Here is a 19,417-nt window from a genome sequence, read left to right on the forward strand (position 1 = left end):
ATGTCAATTATGCATGGAAAAAGAGGAATAGTATTTGGCGTAAGCAATAAAAGAGGCATTGCCCACGCTATCGCCGAAAAATTATTCCAAAACGGAGCGGAAATTGCTTTTACCTACGCTAATGAAGCTATGGAATCAAGAGTACGCCCTATAGCAGAAGAAATGGATGCTAAAATCATCATGGAATGTGATGTAACTAAAGAAGAAGATGTTCAAAAAGTTTTTGATGCATATGAAAAACTTTACGGTAACTTGGACTTCGTACTTCATGCTGTTGCATTCGCAAACCGTGAAGATTTACAAGGCAATTTCTCTGACACTTCAAAAGCAGGATGGGACACGGCTCTTGGCGTTAGCTCCTATTCGCTTATCTCAATGGCAAGATGTGCTAAAAAACTGATGAATGACGGCGGTTCTATTTGTGCATTGTCATACATCGGTTCTGAAAAAGCCGTTGCCAACTACAACATTATGGGTGTAGCAAAGGCAGCGCTGGAAGCTTCCGTAAGATATCTGGCGCAGGAATTCGGAGAGCAGGATATCAGAGTGAACGCTCTTTCTGCAGGACCTATCAAAACGCTTGCTGCAAAAGGCATAGGCGGCTTTGACCATATGTTGAAATTAAATGAAATTAAAGCACCTTTGGGCAGAAATACTTCGCTTGATGATGTTGCAAATTCGGCGCTTTATCTGTTATCTGATTTATCTTCAGGTGTAACAGGTGAAACCCTGCACGTTGATTGCGGTGTTCATGCCGTCGGTGCAAGTAAAAATGAATTATTGATTTTAAACTTGGCGAAAGCTAAATAGTTTTTGATTAATTAAAATTGTAAAAACCGACCCCTAAAAGGCCGGTTTTTATTTGTCGGATTTTTTCAAATATATTTTATTAACATAACCCCTCGGGTATGCTAAAATGCTTATATTATGCAAGTAAAAGTCGAAAAAACCACACAATTAAACGGTGCTGTGACAATCCCCGCCGACAAATCCATAAGCCACAGAGCGGTTATGCTCGGAGCCTTATGCGATAGCAGGCTTAAGATAACCAATTTTTCCAAAGGCGAAGACTGCCGAAATACCCTTGAAATTTTCAAACAGCTTGGCAGCGAGGTAGAATTTATAAACGAATCCGATTTTTATCTTATACCCTCTAAACTTAAAGCGCCTAAAACCCCTCTTTATGTAGGTAATTCAGGCACTACAATCCGTTTAATCAGCGGGATTTTAGCCTCGCAGGATTTCACCTGTACTATAAGCGGTGATGAAAGCCTTTCAAAGCGTCCGATGGGCAGGATTATAAAACCTCTAACCCTTATGGGCGCTAAGATTTCTTCCCTGAATAATGATGATAAAGCGCCTTTAATCATTGAAGGCTCAACCCTTCAAGGGATTGATTACGATTCGCCGATTGCAAGCGCCCAGATAAAATCATGCCTGCTTTTTGCGGGACTGCATGCGCAGGGAACAACCAGAATCACGGAACCTTACAAATCCCGCAGCCATTCAGAGCTGATGTTAAAGTATCTGGGGGCAAATATCAAAGAGAACTCAAACACGGTTGAAATTCAAAAATCACAGCTTCAGGCGGGCAATATAACCATTGCCGGAGATATTTCATCGGCTGCGTTTTTCCTTGTTGCAGGCGCAATTGTAGAGGGGGCTGATATTACGGTTAAAAATGTCGGGCTAAATCCTACACGCACGGGAATTATCGATGTTTTAAAACAAATGGGAGCAAGTATTGAAATTTTCAATCAGCGGACGCTCAGCGGAGAAGACACGGGCGATGTAAGGGTTTGTTATTCCGGTTTAAAGGCTGTAACCATAGAAGGTGAAATAATTCCGCGTTTGATTGATGAATTGCCTGTTATTGCAATTTTAGCCTCGCAAGCTGAAGGCACAACAATTGTCAAAGACGCACAGGACTTAAGAAATAAAGAATCCGACCGTATAAAAACCGTGTGTCATGAATTTAGAAAGCTCGGTGTAGACATAGAAGAAACGCAAGACGGCTTTAGAATAAACGGTAAAACCAAACTTAAGGGAGATACGATTGTTGAATGCTATCACGACCACAGGCTTGCAATGAGCGCTTATGTAGCGGGACTGATTTGTGAGAAACCTGTTTTGATAAATAATTTTGAATGGGTAAATACTTCATTTCCCGAGTTTTTAGAGTTAATATATAAAATAAAGGAGAGTTAATATATGGCAAAAAGAAATTATGCAAAGCGCGAAACTCACGAATATACAAGGTTTACCTCGTTTTGCCAGTTTTTAATAATTTATTTGTTTATATTCCCGTATTTTTATGTCTTTCACAGATTAAGAATATCGGGCAGAGAACATATTCCGAAAGGCGAATCGTTTATCGTGGCAGCTACCCACTCATCTTATTATGACCCTCCGCTTGTAAGTGTTGCAGTGGTTAAGCCTATTGCTTATATGGCTAAAAAAGAACTCTTTGAAGTCCCTATTTTAAGGGAAATAGTGATATTTCTAGGTGCTTTCGCCGTAAACAGAGAAAGTCTTGAAATTGCTACAATAAGAACCGCTAAAGCTGTTATTCAGACGAAACACTGGATTATGGCAATGTTTCCCCAGGGCAACAGGGATATACCCGGTAAAATCACTAAGATTAACGGCGGTTTTGCGTATTTGTCCAAAACCACAAAAGCCAAAATCCTTCCCGTTTCCATTGTAGGGTCTGAAGAATACAACTTTATCCCGTTTTTGAAAAAAATTACGATAAGAATAGGTAAACCGCTGCCTGCATGTACCGATATGAACCAAACAATGTGGGATTGGTGCCAGGCTATTGAAAACCTCGGCAGTTATGAATTTACACAGGAAGCAAAAGATAAACTCGCTGTAATACAGCAGGAGCAAGAGAAAAAGGGGAAAAAGGTTGAAAGCACTAATACAGAGGGTTAAAAATTCTTCCGTGGAAATAGACGGCAAAATTTCTTCTTCAATCGGGGCAGGTATGCTGATTTTACTGGGGGTGGAAAAGAACGACACTTTTAAGACTGCAGCTGCGCTTGCCGATAAGGTTTTGAAGTTTAGAATTTTTGAAGATGAAAATGACAAAATGAACTTATCCGTCTGTGATATAAACGGTGAAATCCTTGTGGTATCACAATTTACACTGGCAGCCGATTGCAAAAAAGGTACACGTCCGAGCTTTGATAACGCTAAAATGCCCAAAGAAGCAAACGAGATTTATGAGTTTTTTGTGAACGAATTGAAAAAATCAAATTTAAAAATCCAAACAGGTGTTTTTGGTGCTATGATGGATGTAAAATTAACCAATGACGGACCGGTAACATTTATGTTAGAAAAGCAGGGGCAATGATGAAAAAGATAAAATTCACGAAAATGCAAGGTTTAGGCAACGATTTTATACTTGTTGATTATGAAAAAAACACTGATTTTCAAGCTTTGGCGGAGAAAATGTGCGACAGACATTTTGGTATAGGGGCAGACGGTTTGATAGTTGTAAATCCCGAAGATATGAACGGCAGTGCTGATGCCAGCTGGCATATTTACAACTCTGACGGCAGCGAACCGCAGATGTGCGGCAACGGCATAAGGTGTTTGACGAAATATGTTTATGAAAAAAATTTAGTTAATAAAAAGAAATTCACAGTCAATACCCTTGCAGGGATTGTTATTCCTGAGATTTTAGAGGATGGTAAAGTAAAAGTTGATATGGGCAAGCCGATTTTAGGGCCTGTGGATATTCCCTGCAAAGCTTCAAGCGCTTTGAAGTTCCAAGTAAATGTATTAGACCGTTGTTTTGAAGCAAATGCCGTAAGCATGGGCAATCCGCACTGCGTTATTTTTGAGGACGAAGAGGTTATGCCTTTGGCTGAAAAATACGGTCCTCATATAGAAATACATCCGTTTTTCCCTGAAAAAACAAACGTGGAATTTGTGCAAAAAATCTCTGACAGCCATTTAAAATTAGCAGTCTGGGAACGTGGCTGCGGTATAACGCTGGCATGCGGAACGGGCAGTTGTGCAACAGTTGTTGCGGCTATTTTGAACAAACTTACAGGCAAAAAAGTTCAGGTGGATTTACCCGGCGGAGCGCTTTTTATCGAATGGAGCGGTAATACGGAAGATTCTGTCTTTATGACCGGTGATGCCGAGTTTGTATTTGAAGGTGAATATTTCGCTGATTAAAGTAATACGCAGAAGGATGGCTTTTTCGTCATATTGAATCCTGAAACAAGTTCAGGATAAACTCCGCGAAATAGCTGTTTATTTTGATATAACAGATTCTTCACCTCTTAAACTCTTCTCAGCCTCCCGGCTCTCTACCTGCCGGATTGCCGTGTTCTCACTGCCTTAGTCTTCGCAAAGACAGTTGGGTCATCTTTGCCGATGCCGGGGGCGCTTTTATTGTTATCCGACTGCCTCCCGGCTACGCCAATCAGTATTCCCAAGGCTTTGCTTTATTTGTCCTTTTGCGTAAATTCAATCTTATAGCCCAAAATATCCGCAATCAATTCCATTTCTTTAAAGCTTATTGTTTCATTGCGTAGTTTGTTGGACAAATTCGCCATTGAATACTTTTTATTAAGTCTTTTAGACATTTGGGCAGCAAGCTCCGTCATTGTAATTTGTAAGTCTAAAAGTAATTTTTTAACTCTTACTACTATTTTCATAAATACCGCCTTGTTTAATATTCTACTAAGGAATAGAACACTAAACGAAATAATTTATTATATTAATTGACAACTCAATAATATTGTTTATAATTAAATTATATTATTGAGCGTTATTGTTATTCAGTAATAATTCAACTCTGAAAGGAGCTGGCAATGTATTTCACAAAAATTAAAGATACCCTGGATGAAATAAAAGAAGTAGCGGAAAAAATGACCATTAACATTGAAAATGAGGCTTTAATAAAGGAATATTCCTCTAAATTAAATTTATTAACATCAATTATTAACGTATTAACATCAACTATTAACAGCGTGGTCGAGAAAAATTAATTTATGTTTTAATTATACATAACGTGCAAAAATTCGTTATAAACAGCGTCTTTAAACCACTTTGCAGTATCTGATGTGTTGAAGATATTGTTGTAATGGCTGTCTACATCTCCGTAAGCTGACAAATTACGGCTTTCTTCCATTTGTGCATGGGTAGATGTATACGGGTTTAAAGGGAAAATATCATGCATCTGCATAAAGGTCGGAAGCTTAAACCCTGTTTCTCTGTGAGCATGGAAACTGTTTTTTAGCCTGTTTAATCTTTGTTCAAAAGGCATATGTCCCGTATCATTATCATCCGATACCATAGGACCGGCTGCATATTCATCGCTATGGCGCTGCTTGTCATATTCATGCATTACACTGCTGAAATCATCGGCACGACCCCAGTCAGTTCCCGCGCTTAACCCCATTTTTTTAAAACGGTCATCATCGTTGCATTTTTCACCGATTAGGGCAATATCATTCCTGCCTGTTCTTTTTCTGATTTCGGTTGTAATGTACTGCATTTGTTTGAAATTAGGTAATGCCCCGACTCCGCAATAATTTCCCATATCATAATTCCCGATATGTTTCGCGCTGTCAAAAAATATTGAATCAAATCCTAAATCTACCGCCCAACAACAGGCATCTATAAACGCATTTTCATCATTATACCAGTCAAACCCTCTGCCCTGAACGGTCATTTGCCCTGCTGAAAGCGGCATTCTAAAGCCTGTTTTTAATCCTCTTAAATGCGCCAAATCGTTGAAAGCTTTTACCTGTTCATCATCGCCTAAATGCTGTCCGTCACGCCATAATCCGTCAGAAGTAAGATTTTTGGAAATGCCGGCATGAAGATTTACGGTATATAAAGAAGACGGTCCTGTTTTGCCGTCATTCCAATTGCCCATCGCAGGGTACAACTGCGATAGCACAACGCAGTTGGCAAAACTTTTAGATGACGGGGGAATAGCAGGCAAAAGTTTTATAAGGTTTAAAAGTCCTTCTCTTTTTTGGTCGCCTTGTGTAAGAGCAATTGTGCGGGGATTGATTTCAATATAATTAGCTCTTCTGCCCCATTTATCGCCATAATCCGGGGTTGGAATATATGACGGTATGCCGGGATAGCAGTTATTCTTTTTATTAAGCGTACAGATTGATTGAACAGCGTTAAGCGGTGATTGTTTTAACAGGTCTTCGGGGTTTTTGGATACCCATTTTTTCCAGCCTGTATTTCCGCCTCTGTACAAATGCCTATAGGTATCATTGTCTTCATAAACATCATTATTGCCTTTTAATATCCAAAACAGCTTTTTGGCAGGCTGATTATCTCCGTAATAACCGTTAAAATTTATAAGTCCTTTATTATAATTAGCTGTTGCCTCAAGAGCATTCGCGTAAGTTTTTTGGCTTGAGTTTCGGCAAACAGAACTTGAACACCTCATGTCGGTGTTTTTATTGGGGAAACAAGCATTAGAATAAACAGGCAGAATTTTCATAGCATTTATAAAACATAAAATCGTAAAAATTTGATAGTTTAGTATAAAAATTTATATAATCCGTTTATTTTATTAAATTTTTTGCGTTAAATCAACCCTTTTCTAAATTTTTAATTTTTTATTTTTAAAATTCTTGACATAATCAATCGATTGATTGATAATTTTGTCATGAAAAAAGTAACTAAAGAAAATAAAAGAATAAAAATTATTGAAGCCGCTGTCAAATTGTTTGCAAAAAATGGGTTTGAAGCAACGTCCACAAGAGATATCTGCAAACTTGCGGGGGCTAATATTTCTTTAATTGCCTATTATTTTGGAGGCAAAAAAGAGCTTTATGATAAGATTATAAATTCTTTTGCACAGCAGCTTGATGCACAAATGCGAATATTTATTAATCCGGATACAGATTTGGATATTCTCAGCGTCAAAGAAAAAATAGATTTAATAAAACTGCTTATAGATAAAATGATGGATTATTTTTATAATTCCGTATCTTCGTATATGATAGATATTCTTATAAAAGAGCAGCAAAATCCGAATACTTCCATATCTTCGCCGCCGTATAATTTTTTAAGAAAGATTTTAGGTTCGATTTTTAATCAAAAACCTGATTCAAAAGAAATTGTTTATAAGGCTGTATTCATTGTTTCCCAGATAGCTTTTGTCCGAATTACACCTATATTTTCATTGAGGGTCTTCGGGCAGGCAAAGTTTGAGCCTGATGATATTATATACATAAAAAACAATCTGCAATTAGCAATCAAAGCATTATTTAACGAAGCCGGAGTGAATTATGAATAAAAAAATACTGATGATATTTTTAAGCGCGATTTTGGTGTTTAATCTCACACCTGCATTTGCATTTTTTAAATCAAATAATACCGCTCAAAATAAAATTGAACCTGCCAAAAAACTTGAGTATGTTAATGCGGGATTTTTTGAGGAGTTTCAGGATGAATATTTATCAGGTTATATAATAAAAGCCGTAAATGCTAATCATAACGCAAGGCAGGCAAGCTACAAAACCATGGAATACAGAGAGAACATCAAAGTAGCGCTTGGCGCACAGCTGCCCGCGTTAAGTGTCGGGGTAGATTATTTAGGGTTAAAAATTCCGGATGAAGGACCTGCCAGCCTGTTTAAAAAAAACAATCTTATAATGCCTTTTAATGCAAGCTGGGAGCTTGATTTACTTTTAAAAAACAACGATAAACGCTTAAGCACAAAAAAAGTTTACGAAGCTTCCGTTGAAGAAGAAAAAGCGATTTATATAGCATTAGCCGCTGATGTAGCGAGCGCGTATTTTAATATCCTGAATTTGGACAAGCAAATTCAAATTAACCAATGTATCATTAAAAACCAAAAAGAAATTTATGAACGCAACAAACGAATGCTTAAACAGGGGGTTATATCCCAAACCGAATTAAATAAGCAAAAACAAAGTCTTGATAATTTAACGGTTTCAACCGATGAGCTTCTAAAACAGCGCGCAATGCTGTTAAACCAGCTCAGACTTCTTATCGGTGAAAATCCCGATTATGAAGTAAAAAGAAGCTGTATTGATAAAATAAGTTTAAAAAATAACCCGCCTTCTTCAATTTCATCAGACGTAATTTATGCAAGACCTGATGTACTTGCAGCGGAAAAACAGCTTGAAAGTGCGGGTATTAACGTCAAAGTAGCAAGAAAAGAGCTTTTGCCGACGTTTAAAATCACGGGCGTGATGGCTTTTTCAAGTATGTACGGGAACTTTTTCAGCTGGGATGGCGCTATTGCAGCGCTTTTGGCAGGCGCTACGCAGGAGTTATTCGCCGGCGGCAGAAGGCTTGCGAATTTAAGAATTAAAAAACTGCAATACGAGCAATTATTTGAAAATTATAAACAGGTTGACTTAAATGCTGCCAAAGAAGTTAACGATGCTCTTTTAATTTCAAAATACGATTATAACATTTACGAAAAAACCTTCAATAACAACTGCCTTGAAGCCGGAAATTTCGAAATGACAAAGAATAAATATTCAAGAGGCACTATAAATACGATAGAGCTTTTAAACAGACAGAATGATTTGTTTGCTCTGAATAAAGAACTGGCAAGCAAAAAAACCGATAATTTAGTGGATTTAATAACTTTATATAAAGCCGTTGGAGGTCAATTATGAAAAGAAAATGGAAGATTGTAATTATATTAATTATTTTAGCTGCAATCATAACTTTGTTTTATGTTGTAACGAAGAAAAAAGCGCCGAATGATGAATTGACCCTTTTTGGCAACATTGAGATAAGGCAGGTGGATTTGAGCTTTCAAGTACCGGGGCAAATTCTTAAAATGCTGAAAGAAGAGGGCGACAGCGTAGCAAAGGGTGAACTTATCGCGGTTTTGGATGACAGAGATTATGCGGATAACCTTTCAAAAGCAAAAGCGGATGTTCAAAGAACCAAAGCCGTCAGCGAAAATGCACTTGCCGTTTATAACCGCAAGGCGCCTTTGTGCGGTGATAATACTATTTCAAAGCAGGAATGCGATAATCTTTTGTACAATAAAAACGAAACAAAGGCCGCTTACGAAGCTGCTGTTGCAAATATGAATTTTACGGACAACCAGCTTAAATACACAAAAGCCTATGCCCCTGATGAAGGGATTGTAACCGTACGTGTGCAGGAACCCGGAGCAACGGTTGCTAAAGGTCAGATTATTTATACCGTTGTAAAGAATAAACCGATTTGGGTCAGAGCTTACGTTCCGGAAACCCATTTAGGCAACATAAAATACGGGATAAAAGCAGTTGTCTGCACAGACAGCAAAGACCCTGAAACAGGCGAAAAAAGACAATATGAAGGACGTATAGGCTATATTTCTCCGATTGCCGAATTTACCCCCAAAACCGTTCAAACAGAAGATTTAAGAACGGATTTGGTTTACAGAATAAGAGTTTACATTGATGATACGGATGCCTTTTTACGTCAGGGTATGCCTGTTACAGTTAAAATTAAACTTCTGAATCAAGGATAAATTTTACAAATGGAACATACCGTTCAAATAACCGACTTAACCAAAATATTCACGGGCAGCGCCGCTGCCGCAATAGATAACCTTTCGCTGAATATTGAAAAAGGCAAAATCACAGGGCTGATGGGCGCAGACGGCGCGGGTAAAACTACTCTGATACGTTTGGTTACCGGGCTTTTGCGTCCGACCTCGGGGAATATTACCACACTCGGGCTTAATCCTTACAAACAAAAATCCGCTTTAAATCCCAAAATCGGCTATATGCCGCAAAAATTCGGGCTTTATGAGGATTTAACCGTCATAGAAAATCTCAATCTGTATGCGGACTTGAAAAATGTAAGAAGAGATTTTAAACGGCTGCTTGAATTTACGGACTTAACGAACTTTCAAGACCGCCTTGCAGGAAAGCTTTCAGGCGGTATGAAGCAAAAACTGGGGCTTGCATGTTCTTTGCTGGGAAATCCCGAATTTTTAGTGCTTGATGAACCGTCTGTGGGGGTTGACCCTATTTCAAGGCGGGAGCTGATGAAAATGGTACAAGAATCAATGAACGAAAATATGACGGTGCTATGGTCAACCGCATATCTTGATGAGGCTCACAGCTTTGATACTGCAATAGTTTTGGACAACGGCAGAGTGATTTTTAACGATAAACCAAACAAGCTCAGCGAAACCACTCAAGGGTTTGAAAATAAGATTATTGAGATTATGGGCGGATACAGTGAAGGCGACTCTTTGATTGCAAAAAGTTTTGTGCTTGAACCTTATGAGCTTGAATATCCTGTAGAAGCGCTTAACCTTGTTAAAAAATACGGTGATTTTTATGCGGTCGAAGAGAATACTTTTCATATTAAAAAAGGCGAAATCTTCGGGCTTTTAGGTCCAAACGGGGCAGGAAAATCAACTTCTTTTAAAATGATGTGCGGGCTTGCCAAACCTACAAGCGGAACAGCAAAAATCATGGGGGTGGATATACTAGAAAAGCCTTCTCTTGCACGTTCTTACCTTGGCTATATGGCACAAAAATTTTCTCTGTATTCGCAGCTCAGTGTCCGCCAAAATTTGAAATTCTTTTCGGGGGTTTACGGGTTATACGGCAAAGAACAAGCCCGAAGAATAGACGAGGCTATTGATGTATTCGGACTAAAGGAGTACGAATTTCGGAATTCTGAAGAATTGCCGTTAGGATTTAAGCAAAGACTTTCACTTGCCTGTGCGCTTATTCATAATCCTCCGATTTTGTTTTTGGATGAGCCTACATCAGGGGTTGACGTGGTTACAAGACGTGATTTTTGGAATCATATTAAGGCGCTTGCCAAAAAAGGGGTTACAATCCTTGTTACAACACACTTTATGGATGAAGCCGAATACTGCGACAGGATAAGTCTTTTCTACAAAGGACGTGCAATTTCCGTTGGAACTCCCGAAGAGCTGAAAAATCAGGCTCAGTCCAATACCATGGAAGAGGCTTTTATTACCTTGATACAAGAAAGCGAGAAGCAGGAATGAAAATACTTTTAGCGCTTATAAGAAAAGAATTTTATCAAATCATAAGAGACCCCAGCAGTATCTTAATTGCTTTTGTACTGCCGCTTTTGCTTCTTTTTATATATATGTACGGGGTAAACCTTGATACGGTTAAAATCGCTATGGGAATAAAAAACGACGATATGAACCCTGAAATCGCTACTTTAGTCAAGTCATTCGGGCATAGCAAATACGTTAATTCCACGGTTTATGATGACCCAAATCTTATGTACAGAGATATTATACGCTCAAAATTAAAGGGAGCTGTAATTATACCGAACGATTTTTCCATGAAATTATCCCGCGGGCAAACAGCGCAAATGCTTATTATAACCGACGGCAGCGAAGTCAATATGGCAAATTATGCCCAGAGCTACCCTGCCGCAATCGCACAACAATGGCTGATGACAAGCAAATACGCTCATTTGGCGCAAAAAACCTTAGTCGATACCGACGCAAGATACTGGTACAATCAGGATATTAACAGTCATTATTTTATTCTGCCGGGGTCTATAGCAGTTACGATGACACTTATCGGGATGCTTTTAACTGCTCTTGTCATTGCAAGAGAATGGGAACGAGGTACCATGGAAGCCCTTATCAGCACAAAAGCAAACAAATTCCAGATTGTGGCAGGTAAATATATTCCGTACTTTATGCTCGGAATGCTTTCAATGCTGTTTAGTATGTTTATGTGCATTGTGGTTTTTCAAATACCGTTTAGGGGTAGTTTGTCAGTGTTTTTCGGGGTTGGCGGTTTGTTTTTGTTTACCTGCCTCGGGATAGGGCTTTTGATTTCTACGAACTTCAAAGACCAGTTTTTGGCAAGCCAGGCTGCTATTGCCATAGGGTTTTTACCCGCATTGCTTTTATCGGGGCTGGTTTTCCCTATTAATTCAATGCCGTTGTTTTTTCAGTATTTAACGCTGATTTTACCGCCAAGGTATTTTATAGCGTTTATTCAGAGTGAATTTATGGCAGGTACCGTAAATGAAATTGTTTTTATCAACTCAATCTTTTTAACGGTTTTAGGCGTTGTTTTATTTTTGTTGGTTTATAAAAAAACAGCTATGAGGCTCGATTGATTATGTTTAGCAGGGTTTTATCATTAATAAGAAAAGAATTTATTGCTATTTGGAAAGACCCAAAAAGCCGTGCATTAACTATAATTCCGCCGCTTTTGCAGCTGTTTGTTTTTGCAAATGCTATTACCATGGAAATTAAAAATATTGATATGGTTGTTTTAGACAGAAGCAATACTTATGAATCAAGAGAACTTGTGTCAGGATTTAGTTCGTCTAAGTGGTTCAGGCATATAAAATACGTTGAAAATGACAAACAGCTTGAACATGAAATCCAAACCCAGCACGTACAAATGGGTATGGAGATACAAAGCGATTTTGCGGACAAATTAAAGCAAAAACAACCTACACAGGTTTTAATCATAGTGGACGGCAGACAAACCAATACCGCCGCAATTATAAATTCTTATGCCTTGAGGATTATAGATGAATATTCACAAATAACCGTTCCGCAGCAAGGCGCTAAAATCCAAACGGTTGTGCGAAACTGGTTCAACCCGAACCTTGAATACCAATGGTTTTTGCTTGTGTCGTTGATAACACTTTTGGCGCTGATAATAACGTTGATTTTAACCTCGCTTTCTATAGCAAGAGAGCGGGAGCTGGGTACTTTTGACCAGCTTATAGTCAGTCCTTTGACGTCTTTTGAAATCCTGCTGGGCAAAACAATCCCGCCGCTTTGTATCTCGATGATTTTGACCTGCTTTATGACCGTGGTAACTCTTACCGTTTTTAAAGTGCCTTTTGTCGGGTCGCCATGGCTGTTTTTGTTATCGGTGTTTGTTTCGCTCCTGTCTATTGTGGGGATAGGACTTTTTATTTCTTCACTTTGCAAAACCCAGCAGCAGGCGCTTTTGGGTGTATTTACCTTTCAAATGCCTGCGGTTTTATTATCAGGGTTTATTTCACCTATTGAGGATATGCCGGTGTTTTTGCAGTATATTACCTGGCTCAACCCTATAAGGTTTTTTATGCTGATTTCAAAAGGGATATTCTTAAAAGGGATGGGGATAGAAGATGTTGCAATGAATTATATTCCGCTGCTCATTATTGCTGTTATAACTTTGAGCGTTGCGAGTTTTACCTTTAAGCAAAGATTGGATTAAACAGTCTGCATTTTTGTTTTATCTGAATAAAAGAAACTTTCTTGTTAAAAAATTAAACGTAAAAGAAATACCGGTAGCTAAAATTTTAGATACTATATAGTGGCAATGCAGCATTTCGGTGAAAAAGTACATTAATGCCGTAAAAACACCTAACCCCAATATGCCGAGCATAAAGAAAATAAAGAATTCAACACGTTTGCTCTTCACGTTTCTGTTGTTAAAAACATAAAATATACTCAAATAATAATGCAATACAGAAGCAAGTGTGTAAGCCGAAGCGGCGGAAATCATATAATAAATATGAGCAAACTCCGTCATTGCAATCAAAATCACAAAATCAACAGCTGTTACCACAAACCCGACTAAAATATACTTATAATATTCATGAAAAAGTTTCCCGAATTTTTCTCCCAATATATCAGTAAACATACTTCCTATCTCTCTTTCAACGCTCTGTCTATTTCTCTTTTAACTGTTTTTTTCGCTATACTGTCTCTCTTGTCGTGCAGATTTTTACCTTTTGCAAGCCCTATTTCTACTTTTGCCCAGCCGCCTGAGAGGAACACTGATAACGGTACTAAAGTCAAGCCTGATTCTTTGGTTTTGCCGATAAGTTTGGCGATTTCTTTTTTATTAAAAAGCAGCTTGCGTGTTCTTAAAGGCTCATGGTTATAGCGGTTTCCCTGCTCATAGGGGTTAATATGCACGTTGTAAAGCCATGCTTCGTTGTTCTCTATCCTTGCGAAACCGTCCTTGAGATTAATTGCGCCTTTGCGAATTGATTTAATCTCTGTGCCAAACAAAACAATGCCTGCCGTGTATTTTTCCACAATCGTATAATCATGGTAAGCTTTTTTATTTGAAGCAACGGTTTTCTCCTGTTTAGCGCCCATAAATTATTCCTCAAACAAAGATAACTGCGGAGTGCAAACCACTAAGTCACTGTTGCATTTTTTAGTGTTAATTCTTGCCGTATTATCTTTTTGTATTCTGTTCATAAGCGCCATAGCTTTTGAAACGACACTGTTTGGCAAGCCTGCTGTTTTTGCTACCTGAATACCGTAGCTTCTTGAAGTTGAACCCGGAACAACTTTTCGCAAAAATTCAATTTCATCGTTTTCTTCATTTACGGTTACTCTGTAATTTTTAATCTGCGGGTAGCTGTCAGCCATAATATTCAGCTCATGATAATGAGTGGCAAAAATGCAGCGGGTTTGAAGTTTATTGGCTATAAATTCACTTACGCTCCAAGCTATGGCTACACCGTCATAGGTGCTTGTGCCTCTGCCTATTTCATCCAGCAATATAAGACTTTTTGAAGTGGCGCAGTTAAGAATATTAGCTGTTTCAAGCATTTCGACCATAAAAGTCGATTGCCCCAGAGTCAAATCATCCACAGCGCCTATCCTCGTAAAAATCTTGTCTACTGCCCCGATTTTAGCGAACTTTGCAGGCACAAAACTCCCTATCTGAGCCAAAACAACAATAAGTGCATTTTGGCGCATATAGGTTGATTTTCCTGCCATATTGGGACCCGTTAAAATCATAAACTGCGCCGTATCAGGATTTTTTTGAGCGGCACAAAGTTCCAGGTCATTATCCACATAAGTACCTAAAGGAAGGATTTTCTCCAAAACAGCATGCCTGCCTTGCTGCACAATCAAGTCGTCCGAATTATCGACAATCGGTCTTACATAGTTATTTTCATAAGCACAGGAGGCAAAAGACAACAAAACATCCAGAGCCGCAACATCATTTGCAAAACGCTTCAATTCGTTTACAAAGTCTTTTGTATATTCTCTAAAATCGGAAAAAATCTGATATTCAATGTCAATGCTTCTTGATTGGGCGTTCAAGACTTCATCCTCGTGTTTTTTAAGCTCAGGTGTAATATAGCGCTCCGCGTTGGTGAGGGTTTGTTTCCTGATATAATTTGCAGGTACTTGCGAAGTATTGGCGTGCGTGATTTCTATAAAATATCCGAATGACTTGCTATATCCTACTTTTAAAGACCTAATGCCTGTTTTTTCTTTCTCCTTTTCTTCAAAATCCTCGAGCCAGGCTTTGCCGTTTGTCAGCAAATTCCGCTGATAATCAAGCTCTTCATTAACGCCTGCATTAATAAGATTACCTTCTTTTATTGATACGGGAGGATTTTCAAAAATTGTACGCTCAATGATTGAAGCTAAATCAGCCAGTGCAGGGCGTTCATCTTCAAAAACTTTTAAATATCCGGAGCGTGAATTAGCCAAAAATTCATTTATTTGAGGAACAGTTGCCAAAGACTGCTTTAAAGACAAATAATCACGGGCATTTGCGCTGTTATTTGTAATTCTTATCGCAAGCCTCTCTACATCATAAACCCTGTCTAAAAGCAGTTTTAAATCCATTCTTTTTTTTGAATCTTCAAGCAGCTCTTCCACACCGTCTTGTCTTAAGTTGATTTCTTTAACATCCAAAAGCGGCTGGTTAAGCCAGTTTCTCAAAAGTCTTGAACCCATGTTTGTGGAAGTTTGGTTAATTGCCCATAGTAAACTGCCTTTGTAAGTTTTTTCTCTGGCGGTCGCAATAAGCTCTAACCCTTTTTGAGCGTTAGCATCAATATTCATATAAGCTTCAACGCTGTAAGGTGAAATAACATCAAACTTTGACATGTTATCTCTTTGTGAATGTCTAAGGTAAGATAAAATAGCGCCTGCCGCGCACAATGCCTGCTCAAATTCGGGGTAACCGTATGCATTAAGGTTTTCGGCATTAAAAATTTCTTTTATGAGTTTTTGTGCATTTTCAAAGCTGAAGCACTGTTTATCAAGCAAAGTACAATTATAATTTTCTTTGACGTCTTTTGGCACATCTGCGATTAAATCAGATACAATCTGAAAATCCTTCAATTCAAGTTTTTTGGCAACAGCGAGGATTTCAGCCGGGTTAATACGCTCAAGCTGGGAGTTTAAATTTTCTATACCTGATTGTGTAATCCTAAATTCGCCTGTTGTAATATCACAGTAAGCAAGCGCAAAAGCATTTTTTTGATTATTAATAAGCAAAGCCGCAAGATAATTGTTTTTGTCGGCATCTAACAGGGAAGATTCTATAATAGTTCCTGCGCTTATTGTTCTTGTAACTTCTCTTTTGACAAGTCCTTTAGCTTCAGACGGATCTTCCATCTGGTCGCAGATAGCTACTTTTAAGCCTTTAGAGAGCATTTTTTGCATATAGTTGTCGATTGCTTTTGCAGGAATGCCCGCCATTGCAATTCTGCCGTTGCCGCCTGCTTCGCGGCTTGTTAATGTAATTTCAAGCGCTTTTGCAGTAATAATAGCGTCTTCTAAAAATGTTTCGTAAAAATCACCCATCCGATAAAAAAGAATGACGTCCTGATGTTGCTCTTTCACATTCAAATACTGCTTAAGCATAGGTGTAAGCTTTGATTTATCAATATTTTTACTTGTTAAATCATAAATATTAGACATCTTCCCCGTAATTTTTAAGTTTTGTTCCGTTACTATACTATATCAAAAACTTTGATATAATTAAAACAATTGATACAATTTCTTAACGGAGAATACAATGGGCTGCCTGAAAAATATTTTTTCTCTTGTAATTCTGATATTGGCTATAATAGGCTTTATATCAATAGGCGGAGTTAAATTTGTGCAAAATGGTCTTGCGGGAATGCAAGAAAATAATCAACAACAAAATCAAAGCAAATAAAAATAACTGACAAATTACTTTTTGTTTAGTTTTAATGTATAAGCATGTGTACTAATTAAGGAATAAAAAATGAATATTAATGCTGTGAGCAATACAATGAATTTCGGGGCGCTTTACCCTGACGGTCAAATCGGGAAGCTTGCCAAGCCCGTCAGAAAAATGATTGCCAAGACATTGCAAGACAAAGATGTCAGACAACTGGCAAAATCGTACGATATTCATTTACGCTGTAATAATTCTCAAGCTATGGTAATTGATGTACTTGATTTACAAAGAAAAGACGGCATGCGCAGCGCAAAAATAATATCCGACATAACAACCGCCACAAAGGAAGGGTTAAAAAAGACAATTAAATTTTTAGCCGATTATAACAGTACAGTAAAATCCATTAACGTAAGGTAACAGATATGAATATTAATAAAGTACAGCAATCTAACCAAAATTTCGGCAAGTTATACATGAATGATAACTTGACTAAGTATCCCTTAAATACTATCAATAAGCTTGTAAAGGCGCTGAATAATAAGGAAATTAAAAAAATCTGCAAAGAAGAAGATGTTTATTTGCGCAAATCAGATAACGGATTAAACATTAAAATAGTACGTGATGGCAGTATTACATTCAAGACTGTAGATATTCAAAATAAATCCGTACGCGATATTATAAACAGCTTCAAAACCTGTTAGCTGACGCTCATTCCAATGTGCCTGATTGATTGCATATCCGAAGCATTATAGACATTAACATCTTTTAAGGTCTTTTTAACCATACCAGCGAGAATTTTGTTTGGTCCTATTTCAATAATTGTACTTACATTATTGGCTTCAAAAATTTCCAAAGTTTGCGTCCAATGCACGGAAGAATAAATTTGTTCAGGCATTTTTGTTTTAAATTCCTCCGCAATAACCGTAGCTTTTGCATCAACATTTGTAATAACGGGGATAACAGCATCATTGACCTGCGCTTCTTGGACAAAAGCGTTATATTGTGCTGCGGCATCTTTCATCAAAGAAGAATGAAATGCACCGCTTACAGCCAATGGTATAACTCTTTTTGCGCCCGCTTCTCTTAAAAGTTCATTGGCTTTTTCAACAGCCTGAACTTCGCCTGTAATAACAATTTGTTCGGGCGTATTGTAATTTGCGGCGCTGACAACTCCGAATTCCTGTGCTTTTTCTAAAACTTCATTTAATTTGTCTTCGCTTAAGCCTAAAACAGCGCTCATAGTACCGCCTGAAATTTGACCCATAAGCTCTGCGCGCTTTGTAATGAGTTTGATAGTATCTTCCAAACTCAAAACCCCTGCACAATAAAGTGCGCCATATTCACCCAAGCTGTGTCCCGCGGCAAAATCAGGCGTGATATTTGTTTTGCTTCTTAATGCTTCCAAAGCCGCTATAGATACCGCTAAAATAGCAGGCTGCGTATTTTGGGTCTGTTTTAAATCTTCTTCAGGTCCTTCAAAGCATATTTTAGAAATATTTTTACCTGTAATTAAATCAAATTTTTCAAAAACGGCTTTGGCTTCGGGACTGTTGTCAAACAAATCTTTGCCCATTCCCACAAATTGAGAACCTTGCCCCGGAAATACAAATGCAGTCTTGCCCATAATATTCTCCTTAATAAAGTATTGTTGCACTTGTAATTATAATATAAAAATGCGCCAACTGCCTAGCTTTACCTCTTCACCTTCCAAGTTGGGTTAAAACCCAACCTACATAAACTCAATCCAAGCCTCTCAGCTGCTAAGCTGCTTTCCACTGGATTGCCACAAAATGCTTCGCATTTTTCGCAATGACAAAAATAATTCTTCACCTATTAAACTCATCTCAACTTCCCAGCTGCCTAGCTTCACCCCTTCACCTCTTAAACTCAATCCAAGCCTCTCAGCTTCTCAGCCTCCCAGCCGCCTACCTTCTTTATTGATTGTCCATTTCTTTTTCTTTTTATGCGAACAAAAAGAAAAAGAAACGAACCAAAGAAAAAGAAAAAATACGCTTAGTCGGCTTCTGCCGCAGGCTTTACTACTATTAAAATTTATTTCTAAAGTCTGGTGCTATTCAAACTCAATCAGAGCATAACTTCGCCTAAGTGGTTAAAAATATCGTTAGGCAAAGTAATACTCTGATTTCAAACAATGAATAGCGTCCTATCTTATATCGTAAAGCCTGCTTTGTTAAGCTCTTAAACCTAATCCCAGCTTCTTAGCTTCCTAACTTCTCAGCTGCTAAGCTGCTTTCCACTGGATTGCCACAAAATGCTTCGCATTTTTCGCAATGACAAAAATAATTCTTCACCTATTAAACTCATCTCAGCTTCTCAGCCTCTCAGCTGCTAAGCTTCCTAACTTCCCAGTTGCTAAGCCGCTTTCCACTGGATTGCCACAAAATGCTTCGCATTTTTCGCAATGACAAAAATAATTCTTCACCTATTAAACTCATCTCAGCTTCTCAGCCTCTCAGCTGCTAAGCTTCCTAACTTCCCAGTTGCTA

21 protein-coding genes are annotated in these 19,417 nt (G+C 38.2%); 15 read left to right on the forward strand and 6 right to left on the reverse strand.

The annotated features are described in order from the left end of the window. From PHX18_06345 to dapF, 5 genes are all read left to right on the forward strand, one after another. Positions 1–810 carry an enoyl-ACP reductase gene (locus PHX18_06345; GenBank protein ID MDD3594228.1) on the forward strand — a complete coding sequence of 270 codons (810 nt, stop codon included), beginning with the start codon at positions 1–3 and terminating at the stop codon, positions 808–810. A gap of 117 nt (positions 811–927) precedes the next feature. Continuing rightward, on the forward strand, positions 928–2,208 hold the full coding sequence (gene aroA, locus PHX18_06350; GenBank protein MDD3594229.1) for a 3-phosphoshikimate 1-carboxyvinyltransferase: 1,281 nt from the start codon (positions 928–930) through the stop codon (positions 2,206–2,208). Positions 2,209–2,211: 3 nt separating this feature from the next. Then, positions 2,212–2,937: a lysophospholipid acyltransferase family protein gene (locus PHX18_06355; protein ID MDD3594230.1), complete on the forward strand. Its 726-nt coding sequence runs from the start codon at positions 2,212–2,214 to the stop codon at positions 2,935–2,937. Beyond that, positions 2,912–3,358, forward strand: coding sequence for a D-aminoacyl-tRNA deacylase (gene dtd / locus PHX18_06360; GenBank protein ID MDD3594231.1), 447 nt, complete (start codon positions 2,912–2,914; stop codon positions 3,356–3,358). Before PHX18_06355 ends, dtd begins: the two co-directional genes overlap by 26 nt. Further along, positions 3,355–4,191, forward strand: a complete 837-nt coding sequence (dapF, locus tag PHX18_06365; protein ID MDD3594232.1) for a diaminopimelate epimerase — start codon at positions 3,355–3,357, stop codon at positions 4,189–4,191. The genes dtd and dapF overlap by 4 nt, the downstream gene beginning before the upstream one ends. A gap of 272 nt (positions 4,192–4,463) precedes the next feature. Here dapF and PHX18_06370 read toward each other — a convergent pair whose 3' ends face one another. Continuing rightward, entirely contained in the window at positions 4,464–4,676 is a 213-nt protein-coding gene (locus PHX18_06370) for a hypothetical protein (protein ID MDD3594233.1), read from the reverse strand. Between the two features lie 156 nt (positions 4,677–4,832). On the opposite strand from PHX18_06370, the gene PHX18_06375 reads away from it, so the two are divergent. Further along, complete coding sequence (locus PHX18_06375) at positions 4,833–5,009, forward strand: hypothetical protein (protein ID MDD3594234.1); 177 nt, start codon at positions 4,833–4,835, stop codon at positions 5,007–5,009. An 8-nt stretch (positions 5,010–5,017) separates the two neighbouring features. On the opposite strand, the gene PHX18_06380 is transcribed toward PHX18_06375, so the two are convergent. Further along, a complete protein-coding gene (locus tag PHX18_06380) occupies positions 5,018–6,490 on the reverse strand; it encodes a hypothetical protein (GenBank protein ID MDD3594235.1) in 1,473 nt (490 codons plus the stop codon). A 168-nt stretch (positions 6,491–6,658) separates the two neighbouring features. Between PHX18_06380 and PHX18_06385 the strand changes: the two genes are divergently transcribed. The 6 genes from PHX18_06385 to PHX18_06410 are packed head-to-tail and all read left to right on the forward strand — an operon-like array spanning position 6,659 to position 13,211. Next, on the forward strand, positions 6,659–7,291 hold the full coding sequence (locus PHX18_06385) for a TetR family transcriptional regulator (GenBank protein MDD3594236.1): 633 nt from the start codon (positions 6,659–6,661) through the stop codon (positions 7,289–7,291). Further along, the gene (locus PHX18_06390) at positions 7,284–8,648 is read left to right on the forward strand and encodes a TolC family protein (GenBank protein MDD3594237.1); all 1,365 of its coding nucleotides are present in this window, start codon (positions 7,284–7,286) and stop codon (positions 8,646–8,648) included. Before PHX18_06385 ends, PHX18_06390 begins: the two co-directional genes overlap by 8 nt. After that, on the forward strand, positions 8,645–9,499 hold the full coding sequence (locus PHX18_06395; protein MDD3594238.1) for an efflux RND transporter periplasmic adaptor subunit: 855 nt from the start codon (positions 8,645–8,647) through the stop codon (positions 9,497–9,499). Before PHX18_06390 ends, PHX18_06395 begins: the two co-directional genes overlap by 4 nt. Before the next feature lie 9 nt (positions 9,500–9,508). Further along, positions 9,509–11,005, forward strand: coding sequence for an ATP-binding cassette domain-containing protein (locus tag PHX18_06400; protein ID MDD3594239.1), 1,497 nt, complete (start codon positions 9,509–9,511; stop codon positions 11,003–11,005). Beyond that, positions 11,002–12,108, forward strand: coding sequence for an ABC transporter permease (locus PHX18_06405; GenBank protein ID MDD3594240.1), 1,107 nt, complete (start codon positions 11,002–11,004; stop codon positions 12,106–12,108). The genes PHX18_06400 and PHX18_06405 overlap by 4 nt, the downstream gene beginning before the upstream one ends. Positions 12,109–12,110: 2 nt before the next feature. After that, positions 12,111–13,211, forward strand: a complete 1,101-nt coding sequence (locus PHX18_06410; GenBank protein ID MDD3594241.1) for an ABC transporter permease — start codon at positions 12,111–12,113, stop codon at positions 13,209–13,211. Between the two features lie 18 nt (positions 13,212–13,229). Here PHX18_06410 and PHX18_06415 read toward each other — a convergent pair whose 3' ends face one another. From PHX18_06415 to mutS, 3 genes are read right to left on the reverse strand one after another with little or no spacing between them, the layout of a single operon-like run. Continuing rightward, complete coding sequence (locus PHX18_06415; GenBank protein ID MDD3594242.1) at positions 13,230–13,640, reverse strand: GtrA family protein; 411 nt, start codon at positions 13,638–13,640, stop codon at positions 13,230–13,232. Between the two features lie 5 nt (positions 13,641–13,645). Continuing rightward, positions 13,646–14,104: an SsrA-binding protein SmpB gene (smpB, locus tag PHX18_06420; protein MDD3594243.1), complete on the reverse strand. Its 459-nt coding sequence runs from the start codon at positions 14,102–14,104 to the stop codon at positions 13,646–13,648. Positions 14,105–14,107: 3 nt separating this feature from the next. After that, positions 14,108–16,684, reverse strand: coding sequence for a DNA mismatch repair protein MutS (gene mutS / locus PHX18_06425; protein ID MDD3594244.1), 2,577 nt, complete (start codon positions 16,682–16,684; stop codon positions 14,108–14,110). A gap of 97 nt (positions 16,685–16,781) precedes the next feature. Here mutS and PHX18_06430 point away from each other — a divergent pair, with 97 nt between their 5' ends. From PHX18_06430 to PHX18_06440, 3 genes are all read left to right on the forward strand, one after another. Then, positions 16,782–16,925: a hypothetical protein gene (locus tag PHX18_06430; protein MDD3594245.1), complete on the forward strand. Its 144-nt coding sequence runs from the start codon at positions 16,782–16,784 to the stop codon at positions 16,923–16,925. A 69-nt stretch (positions 16,926–16,994) separates the two neighbouring features. After that, the gene (locus PHX18_06435; protein ID MDD3594246.1) at positions 16,995–17,327 is read left to right on the forward strand and encodes a hypothetical protein; all 333 of its coding nucleotides are present in this window, start codon (positions 16,995–16,997) and stop codon (positions 17,325–17,327) included. A gap of 5 nt (positions 17,328–17,332) precedes the next feature. After that, a complete protein-coding gene (locus tag PHX18_06440; protein MDD3594247.1) occupies positions 17,333–17,611 on the forward strand; it encodes a hypothetical protein in 279 nt (92 codons plus the stop codon). On the opposite strand, the gene fabD is transcribed toward PHX18_06440, so the two are convergent. Beyond that, a complete protein-coding gene (gene fabD / locus PHX18_06445; protein ID MDD3594248.1) occupies positions 17,608–18,534 on the reverse strand; it encodes an ACP S-malonyltransferase in 927 nt (308 codons plus the stop codon). The two genes, PHX18_06440 and fabD, sit on opposite strands and share 4 nt — an antisense overlap. Positions 18,535–19,417 lie beyond the last annotated feature (883 nt).

It is taken from the genome of Candidatus Gastranaerophilales bacterium (assembly GCA_028696075.1).
In the GTDB taxonomy this organism is placed as follows: Bacteria; Cyanobacteriota; Vampirovibrionia; order Gastranaerophilales; family JAILCC01; genus JAQVHS01.